Source organism: Steroidobacter agaridevorans (genome assembly GCF_009932555.1).
Lineage (GTDB): Bacteria > Pseudomonadota > Gammaproteobacteria > Steroidobacterales > Steroidobacteraceae > Steroidobacter > Steroidobacter agaridevorans.
Map to the genome: position 1 here is coordinate 106,545 of NZ_BLJO01000001.1, position 24,001 is coordinate 130,545.

A 24,001-nucleotide genomic window follows, 5' to 3' on the forward strand; every position below is an offset into this window, starting at 1 on the left:
CCTCAGTAGTTCACATCGAACGCGATGAGATGGAACGTGAGCGCGATGTACAGCAGCAGGAGCAGCGACAACGCGAGCACGACGGCCCAGGCCTTCGCATACCACTTGCGCGGGCTGCGCACGACGACCCACGCATTCCAGACACCGAAGATCGCGCCGCCGACGAATACGACCAGCGACAACAGCTGCATCAGCCAGACCCAGCCATCGGAGCCTGTCGAGAGCAGCGTCAGATTGCCCATCATCTTGGCTATCGTGATGGCCCAGGCGATGAGGATCGCAACCGCAGCCGTCGCGGCGATTCGCACCCAGCGATGCGCCTTGGCATCGTCGCCCGACAACCCGTAGGCGACGCCATAGTGCCGACGCACGAGCGCGGAGACCGGCCAGGCGAGACTGGTCAGCAGCAGCGAGATCAAGCCGATGATCGCCGTCGGCAACAGCCAGCCCGGCGAGCGCGAGGCGGGCGTGCGATCGAACATCATGAACGGCGAGACACCATCGAAGCTGAAGCGCACCACCTGCCCGTCCTTCACTTCGGCGGAGAGCAGGCTCTCGCCATCGGCGTCGCGGTAGACGAACGGCTCGACTTCGCGCCACTTGATCGGCACGCCGGCGAGATTCAGCGCCATCGACACGCTGATAGTGTTATCCGGATTCGGAATGACCTTGACGGGACCGGCGAGGCCCAGCAGCTTGAAGAAGCTCGAATCGATGCGACGCGAATTCTCATACACGCCGGCCATCATCCGAGCGTGCTCCGCCGCGGTCTTGTCATCGACCTTGCCGTCGAGCGTCGGGCCCGGCAGATAACGATCGGCGAACTGCTCGAACAAGGTGGCACGGACGTTTTGCGCCGCCCCGCCCTTGCCGGGACTGTTCACGGAGATGTACATGCCGACGCCGTCGTCGATGAACAAATGCAGATCGCTGTGGAACCAGTTGGTGTCGCCGCCATGGCCGAGCGCGCGACGGCCGTTGTAGTTCTGCTCATAGAAACCGAGCAGCATGCGATGCACGCGCGGCAGGATGGTGAGCGGCGTGCCATGCATCTGCTTGGCCGTGTCCTCCTGCAGGATGCGCGCCGATCCGAACGCGCCGTTTTGCAGATGGGCGATCATGAACTTCGCCATGTCCGCGCCGGTTGCGGCGAGGCTGCCGGCGGGCGCCGGGCCGACGATTTCATACGGCTTCGCCTCGCCCTCGGAGGCGAGGTTATAACCGCTCGACATCAGCGGCTTCAGGCTCTCCGGCAGCGGCTGACGGAAGCTCGCGTGCTGCATGCCCAACGGCGCGAAGATGTTCTGTTCGATGTAGTCATCGAACGGCACGCCCGACACACGCTGCACGATGTAACCGGCCAGCGATGTCGCATAGTTGGAATAAGCCGGCGTCGTGCCAGGCGCGAAGATGCGCTCGGGCACCCAGTGCTTGAGCAGCTCGTCGTACGGCTTCACCGGCTCGCCGCCTTCCTCGCCCATCAAGCCCTTCAGCTGCTCTTCGAAGCCCGCGGTGTGGGTCATGATGTTCCGTAGCGTCACGGGCTGGCCGTCACGCGGCGGAATCTCGAAATCGAGATATTGATTGACGTCGGCGTCCAGATCGAGCTTGCCCTGCTCGACCTGCTGCATCACCGCCGTCCAGGTGAACAGCTTGGAAATCGAGCCGGGCCGGAACAGCGTGAGCTCGGGGTCGACCGGCTTCTTGGTTTTGACGTCGGCGTAGCCGTAACCCTTCTGCGCGAGCACCTGCCCGTCCTTCACGACCACCACGACCGCGCCGGCGATATCGCCGATCTGCAGGGCGTACGGCATGTAACCGTCGAGCCAGGCCTCGACGTTCTCGCGCGTCAGTGGAGCCGCTCCGGGCGGTTCTGTCTGCGGCACGGTCGTTTCGGCCGCCGGGCCCGGCGGCGGCAGCTGCGCCCCCTCCTGTGCCCACCCAGGACTCGCCCAGGAACACAGGGCGGCCAGAAACATCGTCAGCACGCGTGCGCGCATCGCATCCTCACCTGCATGGGGGGCCGCTTCTTGGGCGGCGGTATTTTCTCCTATTGGCAATAATAGTCCTGCTTAGAGAATCGTCAACCTGATCATGCAAAACAGTTCCGGCGCGAGCCTGAGCCGGCATCCGCTACAATCAGCCGCGATGAAAACACCCAAACCCGCCGAGAAGTCAGCCGTGCAGCAGCGCACCGAGCGTCCCGCCGACAAGCCGACGCTCGGCCGCGTGCTGCGGGGTCTGCGCACCCGCAATGACTGGACGCTCAAGCAGATGAGCGATCGCACCGGCATCCCGCTGTCGACGCTCGCGAAGGTCGAGCACGACCGGCTCACGCTCACCTACGACAAGCTGTTGCAGTTGAGCGAGCGGTTGAAGATTCGAATGTCGGATCTGTTCGCCGAGTCGAGCGAGCCCTCGCCGCAGCCGGTGACCGCCCGACGCAGCATCGGCAAAATGGAGCGCGCGATCCGCGTCAACACGCCCAACTACGATTATTTCTATTTATGCGCGGAGCTGCGGCGCAAACGGATGATTCCGATCCTGACGCGCATCCGCGCGAAGAGCGTCGAGGAATTCGGCGAGCTGGTGCATCACTCGGGCGAAGAATATATCTACGTGCTCGAAGGCGAGATCGAGATCCACACCGAGTTCTACGATCCCATCGTGTTGTCGGCCGGCGAGTCCATCTATCTCGATTCGAACATGGGCCACGCCTATGTCGCGGCCGAAGGCTGCGATGAAGCGACGGTGCTGGGCGTGTGCTCGAGCGCGGAAGAAGAAGATCTGATGGAGTCCTTGATGGAGCTGCACGGCGACGATCAGGTGCGTCTGGAGCCCCCCGCCGAGCCGCCCCCCGCCCCCAAAGGCAAAGGTCCAGCGAAGAAGAAAACCGCGGCCTAGCACACGGCCCTTTCAGCGATTTTCGCTCCGTGTCACCATTCGCCCGCGGGTGACGAATACGACCGTCGGTCGATAAGAACAGCGGGAGGACACTTGGACGTGCGCCGGGTCTTGCAACGGATCGCCTGTTATCTATGGGCAATCGTGCCCGTGCTACCTGTCATGGCCGCCGATGTCGAAGCCGACGATCTGATCGAGCGTTTCGCCGCCGTTGAAACGATCTGGAGCTCCGCCGCCTCTCCCGATGGTAAATTTGTGTTGCTGGGTTGCTCCCACCAGCAACTGCGGGCGGCGTGCGTCTACGAACTGGATGCAATGGGCAAGGCGCCCATCATCCTCAGCGCCCCTGGAGAGAATCGATGGCTCAGAAGCGCCGAGTGGCTCGACACTGATTGGGTGCTGCTGGAATTGAGCAGGTCCATGGAAATGGACGGGAACCGAGGCTGGACCGCCGCCCTGGCGAGCAACGTCCGCACGGGCGTCACCAAGCCCTGGAGCCTTCCGGACGTGGCTTCCAGGCCCGCCAATGCGCCGGGTGAGTTCATCGCTCGTACGCCAGGGATGGTCGTTCGCGGCGATGTGAACACGGGTAAAGTGAAATACCGCGAGGCGCTCCATCCCGACACGACACAGCTGTGGTTCGACGCGCTCGGCGAAAGGTCGATCGAGCTGCGCACGGATCGGAAACAGAATGTCTTCGCACTCCGCGGCAAGGACGGCAAGCCGGTGCAATTGAAACTAGGTCCGCTACCCGAAAAATCCCCCCTAGCTCCGTTGTTTCTCGGCCCGGTCCAGGGTGGCCGGCGTGTCGCGGCCGTGGGCTATTTCGAGGGTGAAGTGCAGCGCTATCAGGAGTTCGATGTCGAGACCGGCGAACCCGTACCGCGCGACCCGAGGATACCTGCGGAGAACTTGCTCTACTTCAGCAAAGCGCCAAGATCCGACGACGTCATCGGTTTCACTTACGGCACCGGTATCGGTCGCCACTTCTTTTTTGACGAAACGCTGCAGAAGACTCAACTCGGCATCGCGAAAGCGCTGAGCGGCCTGACCATGAGGTTGGAATCGTGGTCGGACGACATGTCCGCGTTTACCGTAAGCGCGCGCCCGCCCGGAGGAGGTTCCGAAACACACTACCTGTTCGATCGCAAACAAGGTTCGTTGTCGCCGCTCGGCGCAGCGCGCCCGCAGCTCGCGGATTTGCCGTCCCTGTCCGTTGCGACCATTGAATACACAGCGCGCGATGGCCTCGAGATCGAAGCATCCGTCACCTTGCCAGCGGGCCAGCGCGCCGAGCATGGCCCTTTTCCTTTGATCGTGATGGCGCGCGCCGAATTCGCGGGACGCGACGATGGCGGATTCGATTGGTGGGCCAACTTCCTGGCTCAACGAGGATATGCCGTTCTTCGTCCAAACGTCCGAGGCGCATCGGATCGCGGCAAGGCGTTTCTCAGCGCCGGCTTTGGCGAATTCGGCGGCGCCATGATCGACGACCTGATCGATGGCGCGCGCTTCCTCGTTGGCTCGGGCCTTGCGGATCGGAACCGAATTTGCGCCGCCGGACGAGGCTATGGCGGTTATGCGGCGCTCATGATGGGTTTACGCGAACCTGGATTGATCAGATGCGCCGTAGCAGTGAACGCCATCACCGATCCTGTCACCATGTTCGGTCGTGTGCTGCAGTTTACAAATGAGCAATCCGAAGCATTCCAGTATTGGGAAACCTACATCGGCACGCGCTACAACGACAAAGCCGCAGCAACGGCGATCTCGCCTGCACGCAGCGCGCAGTCGCTCAGGGTGCCCGTGCTGCTGTTGCATGACACTGACAGATTGCTCGCGAAGGCGTCTCAGTCGCGCCATCTCAAGGAAGAAATGGATCTCTATCAACGATCGGCGCGGCTGGTCGAATACACAGCGGCGGATCCGGCCCTGCTGACGTACAAAGCGCGCCACACCGTGCTTACGGAGAGCGACGCGTTCCTGAAGGAGCACCTCGGCGGTGGCGCCACGGCCGGTGAATAACGGTCGCGCGGAACTCAGGTGAGCGTTCGCCGACCGGCGAGCGCATGAGCGAGCGTACCGCCGTCGACATATTCGAGCTCGCCGCCGATCGGCACGCCGTGAGCGATGCGGCTGGATTTCACATTGTGACGGGCCGCGATCTCGGCGATCACATGCGCGGTGGCGTCGCCCTCGACGGTGGTGCTGGTCGCGAGAATGGCTTCGGCGACCGAGCCCTCGGCCAGCAATGTTTCCAATTGCGCAAAGCCAAGCTCGTCGGGACCGATGCCATCGAGTGGCGACAGATGCCCCATCAGCACGAAGTACGTGCCGCGATAGCTACCCGACTGCTCGATCGCCGCGACGTCGGCGGGAGACTCGACGACACACAGCGTCCCGCGATCCCGCGAGGCATTGGCGCAGATCGGGCAAAGCTCGGCCTCCGCAAACATCCGGCAGCGCTGGCAGCGACCGACGTCGACGACGGCCTTCTGCAAGGCGTCGGCGAGCAGGCCGGCGGCGTTGCGGTCTTTCTCCAGCAAATGAAACGCCATGCGCTGCGCCGACTTCGGCCCGACGCCGGGCAGGCAACGCAATGCTTCGATCAGGCAAATCAGCGACGGAGGATAGATCATAAGCTGATGTTAGCTGAGTACCACCTCGGGTACAGGGACGTACCCCGCCGCCGCAGGTGGCGGGCGAGAGGCAAAAGTCACGCCTTTTGCCGACTCGCCGGGAGGGTCGTGGCAGGGTGCCCGATCCCGACCAGATAATCAGAACGGCATCTTGAACCCGGGCGGCAGGTTCAAGCCACCCATCAGCGCCGACATCCGTTCCTGCGTCGTACGCTCGACCTTCTGCACGGCGTCGTTGATGGCCGCGGCGACCAGGTCTTCCAGCATGTCTTTGTCGTCGCTGCTCACGATCGAAGGATCGAGCGTCACGCGGCGCACTTCATGCTTGCCGGTCATCACCACTTTGGCCATGCCGCCGCCCGCCTCGCCCGTGACTTCGAGCTGCGCGATCTCGGCTTGCGCGCGCTGCATGTTCGCTTGCAGCTGCTGCGCCTGTTTCATCATGTTGCCGATATTGCCTTTCATAACTGACACACTCCGTCATTGATTGTCGGTCGGCCGGATGGACTCGGGAGTGACCGTCGCGCCGAAGATTTCTTTCATGGCGCGAATATTGGGATCGTTCTCGATGGAAGATCGGGCGTTCTGCAAGCGATCGTCGGCCGCGGCCTTGAGCTGACGCGCCGGTGTATTCATCGGCTCGCCGCCAGCGGCGGCGCCTTCGATGAACTCCAGCACGACCGGCTCGCCGTAATACGTGCTCAGCGCCTGCCGGAGCTTGTCTTCCATCATCGCCGTACGATAGTGCGCGCCCTCCGGATCGAGCTGCAGACGCACTTTGTTTCCGTGCTTGCCAAGGAACGCGCAGTTCACTGCGAGCTGACGTGTAATGCCGCCGAGCCCCATCTGCGCGACCATCGCGTTCCAATCGCCGTTGCTGCCGGATGCAGCGGCCGGTGCCGGAGCGGCCGCAGGCGCCGGGGTTGAAGTCGTCGCAACGCTGGGCGCAGGCGCCTGCGCTTGAACGGGAGCGGCCGCAGCCGCACGCACCGAGGCCGGCACACCGCCAGAACGGGCCGGCGCCGGCGCTGATGTTGGCGCGCTACCCGCGGACGCCACCACTTCCTGCGCGCTGAACGCCAACATGCGCAGCAACACCATCTCGAATCCACCACGCGCATCGGGTGCAAGCTCGAGGTCGCGACGACCGACGATGGCGATTTGATAAAACAGCTGCGCATCTTCCGGCGAGATCGCCGCCGCAAGCTTTTTATAAGCCTCAACGTCATCCGACTCGTCGATCTGCAGATCGGGCACCGCCTGCAACAGCGCGAGCTTCTGCAACAGCGCCGCGAGCTCGGCGAGCACTTCGCGATAGTCCGGCGCGTGCTCGTCCAATTCATTCACGCCGTCGAGGACCTTGCGTGCATCGCGCGCGATCAGCGCTTCGACGATGCCGAATACTTGCGCACGATCCAACGTGCCGAGCATGGTGCGCGTGTCATCGGCAGTGAGCTTGCCACCGCCGAACGCGATGACTTGATCGAGCAGGCTCAGCGCATCACGCATGCTGCCTTCAGCGGCACGCGCGACCATGCGGAGCGCGTCGGCTTCGAATGCGATGTTCTCCTGCTCGCAGATGAACTTGAGCCGGTTCAAGATCATCGCCGGCGGGAAGCGCTTCAGACTGAACTGCAAGCAGCGCGACAGCACCGTCACCGGCAGCTTCTGCGGATCGGTGGTCGCGAGCAGGAATTTGACATGCGGCGGCGGCTCTTCGAGCGTCTTCAGCAACGCATTGAACGAATGCGTCGAGAGCATGTGCACTTCGTCGATCAGGTAGACCTTGTAGCGGCCGCGAGCCGGCGCGTACTGCACGTTATCGAGCAACTCGCGCGTGTCGTCGACTTTGGTGCGCGAGGCGGCGTCGACTTCGATCAGGTCGACGAAGCGGCCCTCATCGATCTCGCGACACGCGCTGCAGACACCGCACGGCGTCGGCGTCATGCCGGTTTCGCAATTCAGCGACTTCGCCAGGATGCGCGCGATGGTGGTTTTGCCTACACCTCGCGTGCCGGTGAACAAGAACGCGTGATGCACCCGCCCCGTCTGCAACGCATTGACGAGCGCGCGCATGACGTGATCCTGGCCAGCCAGCTCGGTGAAACTGCGCGGCCGCCATTTGCGGGCGAGAGCTAGATAGGACATGCGGGAACCTTGATGGAGACGGCCCGCGCCGGCGCTTCTCCGGCGCCCGATATCACCGTTACCGTTGCTCCCTTCCGGGCCTGGCGGGGTTCGCGGCTGATCGTCGCGGAGAAACCGACGCGAGCCGCCATAGAAGCCCACGAAAATCGGCAGTCGTTTGAGGCGGCGGAATATACCAGAGCAGAACGGTTTCCCGTAGATCTCGTCTACGGTTTCCCGTAAACCCTACGGCGCTCCGTAGCGACAACGTTGGTCTTAGCCCCGGCCGCGATAACCCGGCACGCCCTGGTCCGGCAGCCAGAGCCCCTTCGGCGGCTCGCCCGTCTGCCAGAACACGTCTATGGGGATGCCGCCGCGCGGATACCAGTACCCGCCGATGCGCAGCCAGCGCGGTTTCAGGAAGTTCACCAGGCGTGCGCCGATGGCGACCGTGCAATCCTCATGGAACGCGCCGTGGTTGCGGAACGAGCCGAGGTACAGCTTGAGCGACTTGCTCTCGACCAGCCACTGCTTGGGCACATAGTCGATCACGAGGTGCGCGAAATCCGGCTGGCCGGTCACTGGACACAGCGACGTGAACTCCGGCGCAGTGAAGCGCGCGAGGTACTGCTTGTCCGGATGCGGATTGGGCACGCGCTCGAGCGTCGCCTTCTCCGGCGACGTCGGCAGCGCGACGCTCGAGCCGAGCTGGCTCACGTGCTGAGCGACCTCCGCGGCCTTCTGCTTCTTACCTTTCGCCAATCGTGGCCACCTTAAAGTATTTCCGACGCGTAATCCGCCAACCGTGAGCGCTCGCCGCGCATCAGCGTGATATGGCCGGCGTGCGACCAATCGCGGAATCGATTGACCACATACGTGAGGCCCGAGGTGGTCTCCGTCAAGTACGGCGTATCGATCTGCGCGATGTTGCCGAGGCAGACCACTTTCGTGCCCGGGCCGGAGCGCGTCACCAGCGCCTTCATCTGCTTCGCGGTCAGGTTCTGCGCCTCATCCAGGATCAGGAACCGATTGAGGAACGTGCGGCCGCGCATGAAATTCAGCGAGCGGATCTTGATCCGATTGCGCAGCAGGTCGTTGGTCGCCGCGCGCCCCCAGTTGCCGCCCTCCTGGCTCTGCGTCAGCACTTCGAGGTTGTCCATCAGCGCGCCCATCCACGGCTCCATCTTTTCTTCTTCCGTGCCGGGCAGGAAGCCGATGTCTTCGCCGAGCGGAATCGTCACGCGCGTCATGATGATCTCGCTGTAGCGATTGCTCTCCAGCGTCTGCGCGAGCCCCGCCGCCAGCGTGAGCAGCGTCTTGCCGGTGCCGGCCGGTCCGAGAATGGTCACGAAGTCGATCTCGGGATCGAGCAGCAGATTCAATGCGAAATTCTGTTCGCGGTTGCGCGCGTTGATGCCCCAGATGCTGTGCCGCTCGTTGCGAAAGTCGCGGATCAGCTCGAGCACCGCTTCGTTACCATCGATCTTGCGCACGATCGCTTCGAGGCCGTTCGCGTCCTGCTGATACAGAAATTGATTGACGTGCCAGTCGCGCACCATCGGCCCGTGCACGCGATAGTAAGTGCGCGTCTGCTCCTGCCAGGAGTGCATGTTCTTGCCATGCTTCTCCCAGAAGTTGGCCGGCAGCTCCTGCAGCCCCGTGTACAGCAGGTCCGCATCTTCGATGGTCTTGTCGTTGTAATAGTCCTCGGCGTACACGCCGATGATCGACGCCTTGATGCGCAGGTTGATGTCCTTGGACACCAGCGTGACGCGCGCTTCGGTATGTTCTTTCTGTAACGCCAGCGCCTGGCCGAGGATGGCGTTGTCGGCGCCGTGGCCGGGCAACGTATCCGGCAGACCGCCGCTCAAGACCTTGGTCTGGAAGAACAGCCGGCCCGCGACGGCCTTCTTCTGTCCATTGATGTATTTGCTGGTCGGCAGCTCGATGCCGTGATCGATGGCCGTCTTGTCGACACCGACCATCAGCTCATCGAGGAAGCGGCTCACCTGCCGCACGTTACGCGCCGCTTCCGACAAACCCTTCTTACCGGCGTCGAGCTCTTCCAGCACGATCATCGGAATGTAGACGTCGTGCTCGTCGAAGCGAAAGATCGCGGTCGGGTCGTGCATCAGAACGTTGGTGTCCAGCACGAAGATGCGTCGCTGGCCGCGCTTGCCCGCACGACTGCGCTTGTCGGCGGCCTTGGATTCGCTCGATTCGGCTTTGGCCATGAGGCTTGTCGATACTCCCAGGAAGAGGTCGAAGGAGACTACGGGTGCGCTATTACAATTACAGTGCTTGCGCGGCTTCGAGCACGGCGTCGGCGTGCCCCGGCACTCTCACCTTGCGCCATTCCTGACGCAGCACGCCGTTCGCGTCGATCAGGAATGTGCTGCGCTCCACGCCCATGAACTTGCGGCCGTACAAGCTCTTTTCCTGCCACACATCGAACAGCTGGCACAGCGCCTGTTGCTCATCGGAGAGCAGCTCGAAGGGGAATTGAAACTTGGCCTTGAACTTCTCGTGCGAGGCGATGCTGTCGGGCGAGACGCCAAGGATCAGGGTGTTCGCCTTTTTGAAGGCCGGCGCGAGATCGCGGAACGCCTCGCCTTCGGTCGTGCAACCGGGCGTGTTATCGCGAGGATAGAAATAGATCACGAGGTTCTTGCCCGCCGCCTCGCTCGATTTCCACGAGCCGCCGCCAGTGACCAGGCTGGAGAACGCGGGGACCTTCTTGCCTACCGCGATCTTGCCCGAGCCGCCACTTTTGATCGGCGCGCTTTTCGCAGCCGCAGCTTTCTTGGCAGGCGCTTTCTTGACCGTTTTCTTCGCGACGGAAGACGTTTTCTTGGCCGGCATTCGGTTACGACTTCACGGGTTCGAGAATGGCGTCGAGGTTGAGCTGATCGCACAAATCCATGAATTCCTCGCGCAGCGCCGCGATGTGAATCTTGCTGGGAATGTGGACCATCATCTGTACGGAAAACATTGGCGCGCCGGTGTGCGCGGCCGCGTAGCTGCGCGTATTCAACTCGGCGATATCGATGCCGCGCGCGCTGAAGAAACCGGCCAGGTTGTGCACGATGCCCGGCTGGTCGAGGCACACCACGTCGACCGAATACGTGACCACGTCCTTGCGCGGCGGACGCTGGTCGGTGCGGCGCAGGCTGACCGTGATCCCGGAGGAATCGCTCAGCTTTTTCAGCTCGGTTTCCAGCTTGGCGAGCGTATGCCAGTTGCCGGACACCAGCAGCAGCATGGCGAACTCGCTGCCGAGCGAGCTCATCCGACTGTCGACGATGTTGCCGGAGCAGTCGAGCACCACGCGGGTCAGATCGTAGACGAGACCGGTGCGATCGCTGCCGAGCGCGGAAATGACGATGAACTGCATCGAGGGCCTGATTGGATTTACGGGTCGCCAGTTTACACGCACCCGCGCGCCAGTCGGAACGCGAATTCCCTGCCAGCGGCCGCCCGATCCCCCGGCGGACCCGGCCGGTCTTACGTGCCTAACTGCCGTTAACTTGGTAGGATCGCGCCCCTTCCCCATCGAGGATGACCATGTTTAGCGGCAGCATCGTGGCGCTCGTCACGCCGATGCAGGCGGATGGCTCTGTGGATCACAGCGCCCTGGACCGTCTGGTCGACTTCCACGTCTCCAATGGCACCAATGCCATCGTCGCCGTCGGCACCACCGGCGAATCGCCGACGCTGAGCGTCGAGGAACACATCGGCGTGGTCAAACGCGTGGTCGATCGCTCCGCCGGCCGCCTCCCGGTGATCGCCGGCACCGGCGCCAACTCGACCCGCGAGGCCATCGAGCTGACCCGCTTGGCGAAGGACGTGGGCGTGGATGCCTGCCTCTCGGTCGTGCCCTACTACAACAAGCCGACCCAGGAAGGCCTGTATCAGCATTTCAAGGCCATCGCGCAGGCCGTGAACGTGCCGATCTTTTTGTACAACGTGCCCGGTCGCACCGTGGTCGACATGAAGCCCGAGACCGTGCAGCGGCTGGCCCAATTTCCGAATATCGTCGGCCTGAAAGAAGCCTGCTCGCTGGAGCGCAACCGGGAGCTGCTGAACCGCGTCGGCGGCCGGCTGGCGCTGTTCTCCGGCGACGACGATCTGGCCTGCGAAGCGGTGCTGGCCGGGTTCAACGGGGTGGTCTCCGTGACCGCCAACGTCGCGCCGCGCCAGGTCCGGGCGGTGATGGATGCCGCGCTGGCCGGCAAGCGGGATGAAGCCCGCAAGCTCGACATGAAGCTGCAGCAACTCCACAAGTCGATGTTCCTGGAGAGCAACCCCATCCCGGTGAAATGGGCCGTCTCCCGCCTCGGCCTCTGCGGCGACACCGTCCGCCTGCCGCTGGTGGGCCTGTCCCGCCAACACCAGGCCCCGATCCTGGAAGCCATGCAGTCGGCCGGGATCGCCTTCGCCTGAACAAGCGTTACTTGGGAACGGGCGCGACGTAGTGTAATCTTCGCGCCCTGCGAACGGAGAGATGGCCGAGTGGTCGAAGGCGCTGGACTGGAATTCCAGTAACATCCTCACAGGTGTTCCAGGGTTCGAATCCCTGTCTCTCCGCCACCTTCAATGGGTTACGCGCTCTCCTCCGAGCGGCGCGCAGTGGTCGTCCACCTCCTCAGTACCCATTTTGTACCCACGCTGAATTGTTTCTTTCATCAGAGCGGCCATTCGATCGCTCACTCCGTGTCGTGGCTTCGGGATCGCGTGCGCATACGTCTTGAGCGTGATGTATACATTGGCGTGCCCGAGCGCCCTTGATACGGTCGCGATGTTCTCGCCCGCTTCGAGCAGGTTGCTCGCCCAGGAATGACGGAGATCGTGAAAGCGGACTCGACGAATTTCTGCCCGATCCAGCGCTGGATAGAAGCCACGTTGTAGCAACGCACTCGCCTGCATCGGCAGCCCACGCACTGAGGGGCACACCACGTCGTGTTCGTTCTTTGGGCATAGCGACCGCCAGCGCTTCAGCTCCTCGATCAGCGGCGCCGGCAGCTCGATGATGCGCCGACTCGCCTTTGACTTCGGCTTCGAGAAGACGCCGCCTCGCTGCGTTCGCCGGATCTTGGCCGTGCATCCGACCCAATCGATGTCGCTCCACTTGAGTCCCAGGATCTCCGCCTGGCGCAGCCCGCAATACGCTGCCATCGCGATCGGAACACGATAGGGATCCAGCGCCGCCTCGATGGCTCGCACGAGCTCGGACGGCGTCAGCACGTTTTCCTCGATCACGCTCTCTTCGCTGTCCTCGTCCTCGCCCTCCCCGTCCTCGAGCACCTTCTCCATTCGCTGAGCCACGTTCTTGATGGCAAGGTCGTGGTCGACGGCGTAGAAGCCGATGGAGATCAGTACGCCGATGCATTTGTTGGTTGTCCGTGGGCCCGGACTGAGCGCCCGAAGCTTTGCGTTCGGGTCGCTCAGCTTCAGCTCACGAAGTTTTTCGTCGCGGGCCCGCTGCACGATCTCGGGAATGCCTGCCACCATCTCGGCGCGGAACTTTTCGATGTCCAATCGCGTGATCGACGCGTACTTGCGCGGTCCGAAGTACGGCACGAGATAGCAGTCGAGTGTAGTTTGGTAATCGGAGAGAGACGCTGCGCGCAGTCTCACCTTGCTGTCGATCCAGAGCTTCGCAACCTCTCGAAACGTAAGTTGATCCTCCGGGGGCACGTACGTGTTCGCACCCACCTCCTCCAGCCGCTTCTTGAGCAACGCTTTCGCGGCTTGCTTCTCGTGCGCCAACGTTTCGAACTCGCCCTTCGGCGTCTCGACGTGTCGCTCTCCGTTCTGATCGCGGAAATCGGCGACATATCGCCCGCGGCGCTTTCGGACACATGCCATGGGAGTAAGTGCGGGCGGATAGGTTTGTGAATTGGCGGCGGGTGCCTACCGTATAGAAATGGGGAAATTGCAGGACTTCGGCTTCACTACAGCCTCGATCTCGCCGCCCGACAAGAGCGCTCACCCTCGCAGGGCGCAATCCAGCCTCGCACTCGACGAGTTGGTTGCGCACATACCACACCGCGGCTACACGTTTTTCAGTTCATCCGGAGGTCTCCCTTTCCGGCGGAACTCGTCACAGCGAAAGACCTCATCGACATCAAAGCGAACGTATCGCCCGATCTTTCGGCATGGCACACGCCTCTCACGCGCCTGCGCTAGCCACCAGCTCGCAGGAATTTGAGTGCGCCGTTCGAGCTCTTCGGCATCCACAAGTTGGCTGGCCGAGGAAGCTGGCTCAGGCGCGGCCGGTCTTACGAGGTGCTGCTCGAAAACCTCTCGAGGCAGCTCGAGCGTCCCGAGACCGGGAAGTGGGATAAGGATGCGTTCGCTCATTGCCGTCGATGCGAAGAAGAGTGGGAAGGGAGAAAGGGAGGCTTTCTTGCCGAGCCGATCGTGTTGTCGGCAAGACGGTCGATGCGTGGAGAAACGCACCGTGACAAGGACACGCATGAAGCCACGCGTCCAGCCTGGGGATGGCAACGAACATCGCACCCACGTCAACGCGGTCGCGTGAATGGACAGAGCACGCTGGTCAACTAAGTCGGGCGATTGCGCTTGTGGCCGTCGGTGCGGACACACGCATGAATCAATTCCGCCGAACACTGGGCTCAATTGGCGCGTCGGGGGATTGGGACGAGCTTTTGGCAGGGTCGCCGGAGATCACCAATTCCCGGCGACTGAAACGGACGCGAGATGCTACTCGCGCAAGTGGCAACGTAAGGCGACCGTCGGCCAGTCGTCAAGACTCGAACGCCATGAAGAGCTAAACGAAAAGTAGCAGTTCGCCCCAGCAGGCTTGCTACAAACGACGCGGGGCTATACCCGCCTCTTCCATGATGGTGCGACGGTCGGACGCCGGGATCTTGGCGTACGCCAGAATCCACGCAGCGAGCTGATCGTCCACAGCGTAAAAGTATGCTGAGGGTACCTTGAGAGCCTTGGCCAACTGCTCTGCGACAGCAAACCCAGGCACGTGCACGTCACGCTCATATTGATTGATGCGCGTGCTCGCGACAGACTGGTCCATCCCGGCATTAATACCCACTTGCGCCTGGCTCAAGCCAATCCGCAACCGCGCTTCCTTCAGCCGCTTTCCCAGCACCGACGCCATCGTGCCCCACCTTTCTGTGTGAGCAGCTAGAGTGTTGATCGAGCCGACCGTCGCCTACTAAGACTTACTTAGCAGCCTCGAGGGACTTGGCTTTCTCTTTCTCCCTCGCCTTCTCCTCCTCTTTCTCCTTGGCTGACTGCAGAACAGCATCACGAAGCGTGGGGTCGACTAACTCAAGAGCTAAAATCCAGGCCGCGAGTTGGTCGCTTTCGGCATAGAAGTAAGGCGCCGGGACGGATAGGCATTTCGCAATGCGCTCGACCGTTTTCAATCCCGGCCGGTGCTTGCCACGTTCGTATTGATTGATCCGGGTGCTTGCAACCGAGGCGTCGATGCCGGCACGAATTCCGAGCGTTGCTTGGCTATCCCCTTTCTTCTTTCGGGCTTCACGCAAACGCCTCGCAATGACCGACTCGACTCCCATCCATCCCTGTCCATCCCATCGATCCTAAGACTTTCTTAGTTTTTGGTTTGACTGCCTACTAAGACTTACTTAGTATCGGCATTCGCTAAGACTTACTTAGTCCTTGGCACAGCAGATCGTGGTTCGACTGGGCGCGACCCAGACAGGAGTGTTCGACCATGCTGATCCTGACTCGACGAGTGGGCGAGACCGTAATGATCGGCCGCGACATCACCGTCACGGTCCTCGGTGTCAAAGGCAATCAGGTGCGGGTGGGCGTCCACGCTCCCAAGGAAGTGCCCGTACACCGCGAAGAGATCTACGAGCGCATCCAGCGCGAAGAAGCTGCAGCGCACGGCGACGAATCGCCCCACCTCGGCCCTAACTCGAGGTGATGGCGATGACAGAGAAAGCGCAGTGCTGTCCGCCGCCCGGGCCGGTTCTCTCATTCAAGCCCGTACTGGTGGCGGAACACATCGAAAGCTGCCGAGCCCACGCCGCGAGTCTCAGTGGCCTTGCCAACATTGCCACCCAGACATTGCACACGTGCTTCGAATATGGACCGGACGAACCTCACCTGGGGACATGCATGGATGCGGCACTTGAACTGCTCGATCAGGTGCATACGGCGTTACAGCCACTCGGCGCTGTTTCGCACTACGCTGATCCCGTAAGCCGAGCCTCGGAAATCGCTGCCGGATGTGAAGCGCAACGCAAAGCGCTCCATCGCGCACGACACCTAACACTGGCAGTCATCTATGTCTTGCGAAGTAGCGAAATGGATGGAACCGATGAGGCGGACGAGATCATCGAATCACTGCACGAGTTGGAAGAAGGCATTCGATTGGTCCTCGAAGGCCTGCTCCCAGCGGCGATGTCCTTGCCGGATCCACCTGCAAGTTGAGGCGCCACTATGTCCGCACAAACTTCGATCCAGGCCAAGCACGCCGAACTTATCAAGCTCGCTACTCAGCTGTGGGCGCGCACCGCTAGTGCTGCAGGCATTGCGGGCGATGTCGCCCAAGCGCTGCCAACTGAGTTTGAGCCGGAATCCCTGAAGACCAACCTCGGCCTTTGCTGTCGCTTGCTTCAATGGGCGCTACTCGATACGAGCAGTGCGCTGGAAGCGTTGAAGGCGCGCCAAACCGCGAAGCTGCATATCGACAATTACGTGGTCACCTGTGAACAGCAGCACGAACGGCTGCGCGCATGTCTTGCGGTGGCAATGGCTATAGGCGAACTGATGCGCCACACCGACTTTGATGATCAGCGACTCGTGCTCGCAGGCCTGATGCCGGACCTGGATGAGCTAGCGGCTCTCGTCCGGGCTCTCAAAGAGCGAGCAGTAGCCTCTCGGGCAGGTGCTGCGACAAACTCTCCGGGCTACGTGAGCCAATGAACTCACCTCAAATTAAACGTGAGAGCCGCGCCTTCTTTGCGAAGCTCGGCGCGCACATCGCATTGCTCCGCAAGACTAGAGGAATGACACAAGCGGAGCTGGCGCGCGCTCTCAAGGTATCGCAACAAGCAGTCTTCGCCTACGAGCTCGGCGACCGGCGCGTATCGGTGCTCATCCTCACCAAGCTGACTAAGATATTTGGGGTCTCTATGGAAGAGCTTGCGGAGGTGACACCTCCGAAGCGATGGCACAATCAGCGACTCTCTCCCAAAGCCGTACGGCATGCGGAAAGATTGCAGAGACTATCCAAGACAAAGCAGCGCTTTGTGATCCGAATCATCGATGTGTTGGAGCAGCAGCTTTCTTAGTGGATCGTCATTTAACGAAACAGGCCCGGTGCTCCCCTGAGCGTCCTGATACAAATCGCTGAAGCCCAAGCCACTGCGGTCACTCTGCGGGTGGCCGCTCAAGCCTGTGAGCCCGGTCAAGACACACTCAAGGCTCGGCTGATACAGGGCACCGAAACTCTGGGAAGCCTAGCCCAACTCGCTTTTAGCTTGGTCCTTCGCGCCGAAAACCTGGAACGCGAGCTAATCCAACTCCGCGGCAACGGCATCGCCGCAGCCTCGGAACAACTGCGCAAAGCGGAACACCAGCTCGATGAGGCCAGGAACTTTGTATTCGTATGTTTACAAGCAATGAGACCTGGAGGCGAGGTCGACGCGACTTGCGAGATCCTGACGGTGCTGGATGCCGCATATGTGAAGCTCACTGAGGACGTTAGTCCGCATATTCGAGATGCACAGAAGGCGCTCAACAGTGACACGTCGAGCCGAAGTCGCCAGCAGCGTCGCGGTGACACATGAGCGTCAGGATCACGCCTGGACAGTCGGCGCAGTCCAGTGAACTCAGGAAGGAGAAACTGAGGCTCACTAACCTCGCCATCTCTCTTGTCCTGCGTCGCCAGTTGCGCACAGAAGACCTCTATCAGACCGAAGTATGCCGATCGAGTGGCGTCAGTCGAACTCATCTGCAAAAGCTGCTTGCCGGTGAGGCGAATCCGTCGATATTCGTGCTGCTGGAACTGGCCGACAGTCTCTGCTTTGCAGACGAAATCGATCTAGTACGTCAGATCGTGGCGGAGCGTAACGCTCTCACTCCGCAACAAGGATTTGGTGAGGACAAGAATGCTGGCGAATCTGAACAACGCTAGCAGGCAGACCCGTCACATCTGAAAGACAACATCTTTAACGTTCTCCGGCTGACGCTCGAACGCACTGTGCCAGTCCGTTGTTCATACTGGCACGCGCGGCTCGCATCCCCTTTTCGCAGTTCTTCATAGATATAGGCTCTCTTCGCTCAGGACCAGTCCGGCGCGAGCAGCCGGCGCTTGCCGTCCGCCGAGCGCGTGACGCCCGCTTGCTCCAAACCTTCGCGATCCCAGAGCTCACAAGTCACTTCCCGATGCCGCTGGTCCAGCGTCTCGCAATAGTTCGTGTACAGGCACAAGCGCACCTCGGCGCCCCGCCCGCTCAGCACTTTGATGAACCAATCGGGATCGGCCAAAGCCTGGCGCGCGAAGCCGACGACGTCGGCTTGATCCGAAGCGAGCACGGCTTCGGCCTGATCGAAATTGTGAATGCCGCCGGCCGTGACGAGCGGCGTCGAATGTCCGGCAGCTCGAATTGCCGCGCGCATGAGTTTTGACGGTGGCAGATTGCGTCCGAACGGTCCGACCGCATCGGAGTAGTACGACGGCATGCACTCATAGCCGCTGCGCCCCGTGTAGGGATAGGCAGCCTCGCCCACCTTGGGCTGTTTTGCGTCGTCGAACTTGCCGCCGCGAGACACGGATAGGAAATCCATACCTGCGCCCGCGAACTGGGTCGCGTACCACACCGCGTCCTGGACGCTACTGCCCCCGTCGATGCATTCCTCAGCCAGGAAGCGGCAACCGACAGCGAAACGCTTGCTGACAGCCGATCGGACCGCCGAGAACACTTCCAGTGGCAGACGCACCCGCGCCTCACGCGAGCCGCCATATCCATCCGTTCGAGTGTTCACCGTCGGTGAGCCTGGTAGCTGAGCGAACGCAAATACCCACATGACGAGCGCTCACCGCTTGCAAGAGGACCATTCACATGTCACTGCACGAGACAACGAACCACTCCGCAGGCACACTGGCCACCGCGGAGGCGGCTGCGGTACGAACGGAGGTGATCGAATGCGCGTCGGCTATGCACTTGATCTGACCGGTTTCCCGATCGAAGACCACGACGACACCTTCGTGCGCCGAACGGCCCGGCCGCGATGGATCGCCGAACACGGAGACGATTTTAGCGCCGAACGTCTCCTGCACCGGGAGCACGCCAGGCATGACGCCGAACAGTTTCGCCGGGGCGATCGGCACGATGGTCCGCAGCGGCTGTTGCGGAGCTTCGGCGGTGAAACTCTTCATCGCCTCCCGAACCGCGGCGATACAACCATCGTAGTCGAGCAAGGCGAATATCTCATCTCGTCCGTACACGGGAACGTTCTTCATGTTCGTCGAATCGCCTGCGAGTTCAATTTGGTCTCTGCGCTTCGAGAATAGTAAAAGCTTCGCTGCGCGAGTGGACGCTCGATCTATGATAGAAGCTCTTCAAGTGGAATTACACGGCGTACTCGTTCATGAGCGCAGTCTGCTCCGCTGCAAGGCGAGTTGGTGTTGCTATCCAGAAGCACAGCGCAGCCAGCAAAGCGAGCGGCACGGCCACTGCCGCCATCGCCTTACCAAGCATCACCTCGCCGCCCAGAATTCCGCCGACCACAGCCACCATGGCGCAGACGATGCAGCTCTCCCCATGACGACGGGGCTCAGGCCATAGTGATACCGCGCAGCTCGTTCGGAACACTGAGATTGACGGCGATGATAGGCACGCCCATGGGGACGGACGACGCAAGGTTGTTGCACAACACCTTGGTGGCGACGCGCGCATCCCGACCCGACATTCCGCCAATCGAACCAGCTGTGATGAATAATTGAACTCAAAGCTATCAACACTCGCTTTTCCGCGGCCAACGGCGGTTACCACGAGGCACATCGTCTGAGTCGAGGATTCAATCCGGCTGGCTCGGGCAGCGCTTGCGGCTGGCAGAACCGGATCCGTTTCAGGTCCGCTGTTGGCTGGCCAGATCGTTGATCGCGACCGGCGGCAGCAGTGGACAAGTGCTTATTGGGAATCGTGCCTGAAGCTGCGCTCGGCGCTTTGTTGCGATATCTCGCGTTCGTGACCTGACGGTCCGCCCACAGTGATTCTGTGGACGGACCGATCACTGCAACGATCAAATAAACACAGCCGGCGAAACCACCAGACGTCGACCAAGCGCCCTCGCCTGGCGCGCGTTGATCTCACGCTTGCCGCTCAGGACTTCACTCACATTCGACTGAGATCCAAACAGATCAGCGAGATCGACCTGTCGCAAGCCACGTTGACCCATCAGGAAACGCAGCACGGCAGCAGGGCTCGCCTCGGGAATCTCAACCTCGCGTTCTTCATAGTCGCGGACAAACATCGTGACCACGTCGAGCAACCCGGCGAGGGGATGCGATTCACGATCGCCGATCTCATCCAGAAGTTCATTCATGAACTCTGTCATCGCCTTGTAGTGGCGCTCGCTGCGGATCGCGCGCAGCTTGACCGGCGCGCGAGCTTCAAGCTCCTTCCAAGCAGGAGTCATTTCCTCAACATTACGAACGACGGCATGCATTATCGCTTGCTCCTCTTCGCGCTTCGGACCTTGGTGAACCACGTGTCATACTCAGGGTGAGTAAACACGTGCCGGACGTAGACACGCTGGCGGTTGTAGTGGATCACCGCTATTACCCGATACTTGTTGCCGCCCACGTCAAAAATCGTGTACGGCGCCAAATAGTCCGCAGTTCCAAATGCTCTCTTGATCGCATTGAAGTCGGCAAAACTGCCGATCTCCAGGATTCGGAACCACGCCGCCAGCGGTGTCTTCGCGGGCGGATGCTCCTCCCAGAATTCTCGCAGAGCTCGCCGCGAGATTACGTGCATATACTACTCCTTCCGCGAAGGATATCTCAAAATGAGATATCAATCAAGATTGGTGTCCCGGCCGCCGCCAGCTCTGCGAGCCGCCGCCAGCCGGGGCAGATTTCAGTGACGCTGGCGCCAGACGCCAGATCAATACGAGCCTCGGTTTGCTTCACGGTGAGGGCCGCGCCGGAGTATGACCGGTAGGAAACCATCGTCGACCTGCCCTTCTTTCACTGGCTAACCCCGAAGGGCACGGGACGGTCAACGTCAACGCGACTTTCAGGCACTTCGAGATCCTAAGCATCCGATGAAGATGACCAGCACGAAGACCGCGAGCGCAACCCACCTCCATAGCAGAGTCGATGACGGGAGCAAGAAGTCGCAATACGTCTCAGCACAGAACGGACACACCGATCGCTCAACTTGCCCCTGGTAGCTGATGAGCCGCGGCACCATCTTCCTTCCACAATGTCCGCATCTCACGCGGTCGTCGCCACGAGGAGCACTCTCGCTTCGGGCAATCAACTGAATGCCCGATGCGCGTGGACCACGACTCGTATCTTGCGATTGAAACTGAACTTGATCTCCGGATGCCGGCAGATCAGCCCCTCGAACATCCTGCACCGAGAAGTAGTGATTCCGCGCCTGCTCATCAGTGATGAAGCCGTAACCCTTCTCTCGTGAAAACCACTTCACCTTGCCACGCATGGTCACCTCGATTGTCACTGCTCTCAGTCAAGCAATAACATCGATGACCAAACGTGCAAGGGGTTCCGCCATAGAGTCCCAGCATCATTGCCGAGGCCGACGCTTCGAAGATAGCTTCCGATCAACCTGCCCCACGCTGCCCGGCCTCTGCCTCTGAAGGCACACGCGTGCCGCCGATATAGGCCGCCGCAATCGAGGCGCGCGAATGGCCCAACTCCTCAGCAACGATCTCTCGAGCGGCGCGATCGGCCGAAGGGTCATCCTGAGCCAGCGTGCCACCCTGTACAGGCGCCAGGCGGCGTGTCGCGCGCTCGTGTTGGCGGTGGGCGAACGAATGCCGAAGAGAGTGCGGCGTCACGCCCCACTTCGCCCTCGTCAGGCCAATGCGTTTCGTCACTCTATAGAAAACTGCCTTCCAGGCTTTCAAAGACATTCGTCGCGGTACCGTCGATTCCGCCTCAGTGGCAGCAAACGTCTTCGCGAGCTCAATTAGGTATCGCTGCTCGTCTGTAAGTTCCGAGAGCGTGCGCGGGCGGCCGCCCTTTGCTCCCCACTTCACCCGCACGAATCCGTCCTGCACCGACAGGTGCGGCCGGAAGCACCAAGCCTCCTGAACTCTCAATCCGAAATGCCAGCACAGCGCCAGCTGGACGGCGACCCGCGGGTTAATCGACCAGGCCGCCGCGTATATCGCTTCAAACGCCAGCCCCGCAGCTTCGATCGACTTGTCCTTCGTCGCAACAAGACTACGAGTCAAGATGCTCGGATCCGCAAAAAGGCTCTCCCGATCATCCAGCCACTGTGGCTTTCCCAGCGTCCGTAGCAGTACCGCTAAGTGGGAGAGCTCCGTGGCAATGGTTGAAGGGCACAGCATTCGCTCTTCCAAATAACGGCAGTACGCCTCAACGTGTTTTCTCTTCACGTGCGCTACGGAATGAATCTGATAGTGCACCGTCCAGAAGACGAATCTCCGCTGCGCCATCGCACGATCTCGGCGAGTCTTGGCGCCGACCTGCTTCTGTAAGGCGGCTGGATACTGCTCGCGCACCTCCCGCCAAACCTTGCAGCCGAGCCGCTTCACTCGCTGTCCTCGACTCTTCAGCAGTTCAAAGGCATTCATAACTTTCTCCGCTTTAGAAAATGAAAGGAATTGAATATGGCGCTCTCCGTTTGGTGTTGTCACACCGGGCCGTCACTTGAGGGTTTGGTGCCTGCGTATGAGCAAGCGCAATCGCGCCTCACGCGTCGGACCTTGATAAAGGTCGACGAGCCGGGAGCGGGATTTAAGGAAATTGCCGGTCGCCAGAGCACGCCGCGTTGCCAATGCGGCTTCGACGGTGCGCATCAACGCGCTGTGACGCTGCGCTGGGCAGCCGCCACAGCGACGCCGGATCTTTCGACCCGCTCGTCGCGCATGCAATCACCGTGATGGTCTTTGATTGGGAGTTCTGGTCCGACGTCGAGCAAGAAGCGGCTCAACGCGAGACTCAGCATCGAACGCGACCTGATCAGGACGATGTTGGTCGCACGGACTTGGAAGAACAAGAGGAATCAATAGGCCAGCATGATGGCCGGCTTATACCCTGCGTAGGTCATTGCACTTTCGTGCAGTCTGCAATCGGTAGAGTCCGAGCAGACATACCTGGCCCATTTATATAGCGACGGCGTTCGCTGCACAGGGCCTTCACCCTGCCGGATCGATTACCGATCCGTCGATGCACCAAACATTCTCCACACTCTCGCGCTGCGGTCAATGCCCTCTTCGAAAGAAATGTTCTGCAAAGCTGTATTCCGCTGCGGCCGTGATGTAACCTTTCGTTTGGTCGCTCGAAGTGTCGCTGCCGCGGCGGTGCGGTTTGCAAACGTTTGATCGCTGGCGGCTTTCCGGAAGGGTTTGTCCACAGCGCAATCACTCTGTCTAGCGACCGTTCAAACATCGCCTCGGCCTCTGCGGAGTCGAGTTGCCACGGCTTGCGTGAGTACGAACAACTCGGCGCAGCTTGTCCCGGGATGCCTGCGCGATACTCGAATGGAGCGGCAGACCGATGAACTGCTCGGGACGAAGCGACGCACTGGATCATCATTGGCCCGATGCATTGACACGCGAACCCAATGGATGACGCGTTTCCTAGATGGATCTCGGTGTCCGGAAGTTGAAACGACGCGTTTTTTTGTATGATGGGTCACGAAATGTGCACCACTTGGAGCAGGCCGGTTCTGAAATGTGCACCACTTACGGCGGGCTGATTCTGAAATGGTCGCCATTTCGACGCTGCGCAGCCCCCAACGCTCTATGAAACACTCCGCCGGCCGGCCGTGAGGGCGATCGCATGCGGGAGCACATGCGTGTCAGTGGAAGATAGAACAGTGGGAGGGAAGCGCCCTACTGCATTGAGGCGCCTTCGATGTTATCGCTTCCTAGCGTGCGAGCATCGAGACTCACAACACTACAGCGCCGAGGTCACCAGTAGCGGCCGTGATTGCAGTGACATATGAAACGTTTTGCGCGTACGGCGCAGCGAAGCGATAGTTGCGGCTCTTTAGGACCGCCGCGACGTGGCAAGAGTTGCGAATTTCATCTTCGGCAGCCGTCAAAAATGGCTGTGCCAAAACTGTGTCATGCCGATTTCGCGCCGA

Annotated in this window: 27 protein-coding genes, 1 tRNA gene and 1 other RNA gene; 9 read left to right on the forward strand and 20 right to left on the reverse strand. The window is 61.1% G+C overall.

What is annotated here, in order from left to right; all coding sequences use genetic code 11:
• Positions 1-2: 2 nt before the first annotated feature.
• Positions 3-2,000: a serine hydrolase domain-containing protein gene (locus GYH35_RS00460; protein ID WP_202624002.1), complete on the reverse strand. Its 1,998-nt coding sequence runs from the start codon at positions 1,998-2,000 to the stop codon at positions 3-5.
• Positions 2,001-2,148: 148 nt separating this feature from the next.
• Between GYH35_RS00460 and GYH35_RS00465 the strand changes: the two genes are divergently transcribed.
• Both GYH35_RS00465 and GYH35_RS00470 read left to right on the forward strand, forming a co-directional pair.
• Positions 2,149-2,904, forward strand: coding sequence for a helix-turn-helix domain-containing protein (locus GYH35_RS00465; RefSeq protein ID WP_161814179.1), 756 nt, complete (start codon positions 2,149-2,151; stop codon positions 2,902-2,904).
• 99 nt (positions 2,905-3,003) lie between these two features.
• Complete coding sequence (locus GYH35_RS00470) at positions 3,004-4,929, forward strand: alpha/beta hydrolase family protein (RefSeq protein ID WP_161827356.1); 1,926 nt, start codon at positions 3,004-3,006, stop codon at positions 4,927-4,929.
• A 14-nt stretch (positions 4,930-4,943) separates the two neighbouring features.
• On the opposite strand, the gene recR is transcribed toward GYH35_RS00470, so the two are convergent.
• The 8 genes from recR to GYH35_RS00510 all read right to left on the reverse strand — a co-directional run bounded on the left by recR (position 4,944) and on the right by GYH35_RS00510 (position 11,064).
• Positions 4,944-5,543, reverse strand: coding sequence for a recombination mediator RecR (gene recR, locus GYH35_RS00475; protein WP_161827357.1), 600 nt, complete (start codon positions 5,541-5,543; stop codon positions 4,944-4,946).
• A gap of 138 nt (positions 5,544-5,681) precedes the next feature.
• Positions 5,682-6,008 carry a YbaB/EbfC family nucleoid-associated protein gene (locus GYH35_RS00480; RefSeq protein WP_161814176.1) on the reverse strand — a complete coding sequence of 109 codons (327 nt, stop codon included), beginning with the start codon at positions 6,006-6,008 and terminating at the stop codon, positions 5,682-5,684.
• A 15-nt stretch (positions 6,009-6,023) separates the two neighbouring features.
• Positions 6,024-7,691, reverse strand: a complete 1,668-nt coding sequence (dnaX, locus tag GYH35_RS00485) for a DNA polymerase III subunit gamma/tau (protein ID WP_161814175.1) — start codon at positions 7,689-7,691, stop codon at positions 6,024-6,026.
• Between the two features lie 23 nt (positions 7,692-7,714).
• An RNA gene (gene ffs, locus GYH35_RS00490) (signal recognition particle sRNA small type) lies at positions 7,715-7,811 on the reverse strand.
• A gap of 135 nt (positions 7,812-7,946) precedes the next feature.
• Positions 7,947-8,432, reverse strand: coding sequence for a preQ(1) synthase (queF, locus tag GYH35_RS00495; RefSeq protein WP_161827358.1), 486 nt, complete (start codon positions 8,430-8,432; stop codon positions 7,947-7,949).
• An 11-nt stretch (positions 8,433-8,443) separates the two neighbouring features.
• Positions 8,444-9,802 carry a PhoH family protein gene (locus tag GYH35_RS00500; protein ID WP_407700185.1) on the reverse strand — a complete coding sequence of 453 codons (1,359 nt, stop codon included), beginning with the start codon at positions 9,800-9,802 and terminating at the stop codon, positions 8,444-8,446.
• Positions 9,803-9,962: 160 nt separating this feature from the next.
• Positions 9,963-10,532, reverse strand: coding sequence for a peroxiredoxin (locus GYH35_RS00505; RefSeq protein WP_161827359.1), 570 nt, complete (start codon positions 10,530-10,532; stop codon positions 9,963-9,965).
• A gap of 4 nt (positions 10,533-10,536) precedes the next feature.
• Positions 10,537-11,064: a glycine cleavage system protein R gene (locus tag GYH35_RS00510; protein WP_161814171.1), complete on the reverse strand. Its 528-nt coding sequence runs from the start codon at positions 11,062-11,064 to the stop codon at positions 10,537-10,539.
• 170 nt (positions 11,065-11,234) lie between these two features.
• Here GYH35_RS00510 and dapA point away from each other — a divergent pair, with 170 nt between their 5' ends.
• Together dapA and GYH35_RS00520 are read left to right on the forward strand one after the other, a co-directional pair.
• Positions 11,235-12,113, forward strand: coding sequence for a 4-hydroxy-tetrahydrodipicolinate synthase (dapA, locus tag GYH35_RS00515; RefSeq protein ID WP_161827360.1), 879 nt, complete (start codon positions 11,235-11,237; stop codon positions 12,111-12,113).
• 55 nt (positions 12,114-12,168) lie between these two features.
• Positions 12,169-12,260 (forward strand) — tRNA-Ser (locus tag GYH35_RS00520).
• 3 nt (positions 12,261-12,263) lie between these two features.
• Here the strand turns inward: GYH35_RS00520 and GYH35_RS00525 are convergent.
• The 3 genes from GYH35_RS00525 to GYH35_RS00535 all read right to left on the reverse strand — a co-directional run bounded on the left by GYH35_RS00525 (position 12,264) and on the right by GYH35_RS00535 (position 15,235).
• Positions 12,264-13,538: a site-specific integrase gene (locus GYH35_RS00525; protein WP_161827361.1), complete on the reverse strand. Its 1,275-nt coding sequence runs from the start codon at positions 13,536-13,538 to the stop codon at positions 12,264-12,266.
• 961 nt (positions 13,539-14,499) lie between these two features.
• Positions 14,500-14,811, reverse strand: coding sequence for a helix-turn-helix domain-containing protein (locus tag GYH35_RS00530; RefSeq protein ID WP_161827362.1), 312 nt, complete (start codon positions 14,809-14,811; stop codon positions 14,500-14,502).
• A 64-nt stretch (positions 14,812-14,875) separates the two neighbouring features.
• Positions 14,876-15,235, reverse strand: a complete 360-nt coding sequence (locus tag GYH35_RS00535) for a helix-turn-helix domain-containing protein (protein ID WP_161827363.1) — start codon at positions 15,233-15,235, stop codon at positions 14,876-14,878.
• Between the two features lie 158 nt (positions 15,236-15,393).
• Here GYH35_RS00535 and csrA point away from each other — a divergent pair, with 158 nt between their 5' ends.
• From csrA to GYH35_RS00560, 5 genes are all read left to right on the forward strand, one after another.
• A complete protein-coding gene (gene csrA / locus GYH35_RS00540) occupies positions 15,394-15,609 on the forward strand; it encodes a carbon storage regulator CsrA (protein ID WP_161827364.1) in 216 nt (71 codons plus the stop codon).
• A 5-nt stretch (positions 15,610-15,614) separates the two neighbouring features.
• The gene (locus GYH35_RS00545; RefSeq protein ID WP_161827365.1) at positions 15,615-16,118 is read left to right on the forward strand and encodes a hypothetical protein; all 504 of its coding nucleotides are present in this window, start codon (positions 15,615-15,617) and stop codon (positions 16,116-16,118) included.
• 9 nt (positions 16,119-16,127) lie between these two features.
• Positions 16,128-16,613, forward strand: a complete 486-nt coding sequence (locus GYH35_RS00550) for a hypothetical protein (RefSeq protein ID WP_161827366.1) — start codon at positions 16,128-16,130, stop codon at positions 16,611-16,613.
• Positions 16,610-16,981, forward strand: coding sequence for a helix-turn-helix transcriptional regulator (locus GYH35_RS00555; protein WP_161827367.1), 372 nt, complete (start codon positions 16,610-16,612; stop codon positions 16,979-16,981). The genes GYH35_RS00550 and GYH35_RS00555 overlap by 4 nt, the downstream gene beginning before the upstream one ends.
• A 494-nt stretch (positions 16,982-17,475) precedes the next feature.
• The gene (locus tag GYH35_RS00560) at positions 17,476-17,826 is read left to right on the forward strand and encodes a helix-turn-helix domain-containing protein (RefSeq protein WP_161827368.1); all 351 of its coding nucleotides are present in this window, start codon (positions 17,476-17,478) and stop codon (positions 17,824-17,826) included.
• A 146-nt stretch (positions 17,827-17,972) separates the two neighbouring features.
• Here GYH35_RS00560 and GYH35_RS00565 read toward each other — a convergent pair whose 3' ends face one another.
• The 8 genes from GYH35_RS00565 to GYH35_RS34765 all read right to left on the reverse strand — a co-directional run.
• Positions 17,973-18,677, reverse strand: a complete 705-nt coding sequence (locus tag GYH35_RS00565) for an oxidoreductase (RefSeq protein ID WP_202624003.1) — start codon at positions 18,675-18,677, stop codon at positions 17,973-17,975.
• Between the two features lie 73 nt (positions 18,678-18,750).
• Positions 18,751-19,155, reverse strand: coding sequence for a hypothetical protein (locus tag GYH35_RS00570; protein WP_161827370.1), 405 nt, complete (start codon positions 19,153-19,155; stop codon positions 18,751-18,753).
• Between the two features lie 109 nt (positions 19,156-19,264).
• A complete protein-coding gene (locus tag GYH35_RS00575; protein ID WP_161827371.1) occupies positions 19,265-19,432 on the reverse strand; it encodes a hypothetical protein in 168 nt (55 codons plus the stop codon).
• Positions 19,433-19,937: 505 nt separating this feature from the next.
• Complete coding sequence (locus GYH35_RS00580) at positions 19,938-20,363, reverse strand: helix-turn-helix domain-containing protein (protein ID WP_202624004.1); 426 nt, start codon at positions 20,361-20,363, stop codon at positions 19,938-19,940.
• Positions 20,363-20,674: a type II toxin-antitoxin system HigB family toxin gene (locus GYH35_RS00585; RefSeq protein WP_161827372.1), complete on the reverse strand. Its 312-nt coding sequence runs from the start codon at positions 20,672-20,674 to the stop codon at positions 20,363-20,365. Before GYH35_RS00585 ends, GYH35_RS00580 begins: the two co-directional genes overlap by 1 nt.
• 261 nt (positions 20,675-20,935) lie before the next feature.
• Entirely contained in the window at positions 20,936-21,364 is a 429-nt protein-coding gene (locus GYH35_RS35315) for a cold shock domain-containing protein (RefSeq protein ID WP_161827373.1), read from the reverse strand.
• A 121-nt stretch (positions 21,365-21,485) separates the two neighbouring features.
• Positions 21,486-22,484, reverse strand: coding sequence for a tyrosine-type recombinase/integrase (locus GYH35_RS00595; protein ID WP_161827374.1), 999 nt, complete (start codon positions 22,482-22,484; stop codon positions 21,486-21,488).
• Between the two features lie 1,319 nt (positions 22,485-23,803).
• Positions 23,804-24,001, reverse strand: a 198-nt coding sequence (locus GYH35_RS34765; RefSeq protein WP_235936673.1) for a hypothetical protein, incomplete at its 5' end; no start/stop codon positions are given.

Coding starts and splice junctions, on each gene's coding strand:
- GYH35_RS00460 (WP_202624002.1), bottom strand. CDS start 2,000: ATGCGCGCACGCGTGCTGACGATGTTTCTGGCCGCCCTGTGTTCCTGG.
- GYH35_RS00465 (WP_161814179.1), top strand. CDS start 2,149: ATGAAAACACCCAAACCCGCCGAGAAGTCAGCCGTGCAGCAGCGCACC.
- recR (WP_161827357.1), bottom strand. CDS start 5,543: ATGATCTATCCTCCGTCGCTGATTTGCCTGATCGAAGCATTGCGTTGC.
- GYH35_RS00480 (WP_161814176.1), bottom strand. CDS start 6,008: ATGAAAGGCAATATCGGCAACATGATGAAACAGGCGCAGCAGCTGCAA.
- dnaX (WP_161814175.1), bottom strand. CDS start 7,691: ATGTCCTATCTAGCTCTCGCCCGCAAATGGCGGCCGCGCAGTTTCACC.
- GYH35_RS00500 (WP_407700185.1), bottom strand. CDS start 9,802: ATGCACGACCCGACCGCGATCTTTCGCTTCGACGAGCACGACGTCTAC.
- GYH35_RS00505 (WP_161827359.1), bottom strand. CDS start 10,532: ATGCCGGCCAAGAAAACGTCTTCCGTCGCGAAGAAAACGGTCAAGAAA.
- GYH35_RS00510 (WP_161814171.1), bottom strand. CDS start 11,064: ATGCAGTTCATCGTCATTTCCGCGCTCGGCAGCGATCGCACCGGTCTC.
- dapA (WP_161827360.1), top strand. CDS start 11,235: ATGTTTAGCGGCAGCATCGTGGCGCTCGTCACGCCGATGCAGGCGGAT.
- GYH35_RS00525 (WP_161827361.1), bottom strand. CDS start 13,538: ATGGCATGTGTCCGAAAGCGCCGCGGGCGATATGTCGCCGATTTCCGC.
- GYH35_RS00530 (WP_161827362.1), bottom strand. CDS start 14,811: ATGGCGTCGGTGCTGGGAAAGCGGCTGAAGGAAGCGCGGTTGCGGATT.
- GYH35_RS00535 (WP_161827363.1), bottom strand. CDS start 15,235: ATGGGAGTCGAGTCGGTCATTGCGAGGCGTTTGCGTGAAGCCCGAAAG.
- csrA (WP_161827364.1), top strand. CDS start 15,394: ATGCTGATCCTGACTCGACGAGTGGGCGAGACCGTAATGATCGGCCGC.
- GYH35_RS00545 (WP_161827365.1), top strand. CDS start 15,615: ATGACAGAGAAAGCGCAGTGCTGTCCGCCGCCCGGGCCGGTTCTCTCA.
- GYH35_RS00550 (WP_161827366.1), top strand. CDS start 16,128: ATGTCCGCACAAACTTCGATCCAGGCCAAGCACGCCGAACTTATCAAG.
- GYH35_RS00555 (WP_161827367.1), top strand. CDS start 16,610: ATGAACTCACCTCAAATTAAACGTGAGAGCCGCGCCTTCTTTGCGAAG.
- GYH35_RS00560 (WP_161827368.1), top strand. CDS start 17,476: ATGAGCGTCAGGATCACGCCTGGACAGTCGGCGCAGTCCAGTGAACTC.
- GYH35_RS00570 (WP_161827370.1), bottom strand. CDS start 19,155: ATGAAGAACGTTCCCGTGTACGGACGAGATGAGATATTCGCCTTGCTC.
- GYH35_RS00575 (WP_161827371.1), bottom strand. CDS start 19,432: ATGGTGGCTGTGGTCGGCGGAATTCTGGGCGGCGAGGTGATGCTTGGT.
- GYH35_RS00580 (WP_202624004.1), bottom strand. CDS start 20,363: ATGCATGCCGTCGTTCGTAATGTTGAGGAAATGACTCCTGCTTGGAAG.
- GYH35_RS00585 (WP_161827372.1), bottom strand. CDS start 20,674: ATGCACGTAATCTCGCGGCGAGCTCTGCGAGAATTCTGGGAGGAGCAT.
- GYH35_RS35315 (WP_161827373.1), bottom strand. CDS start 21,364: ATGCGTGGCAAGGTGAAGTGGTTTTCACGAGAGAAGGGTTACGGCTTC.
- GYH35_RS00595 (WP_161827374.1), bottom strand. CDS start 22,484: ATGAATGCCTTTGAACTGCTGAAGAGTCGAGGACAGCGAGTGAAGCGG.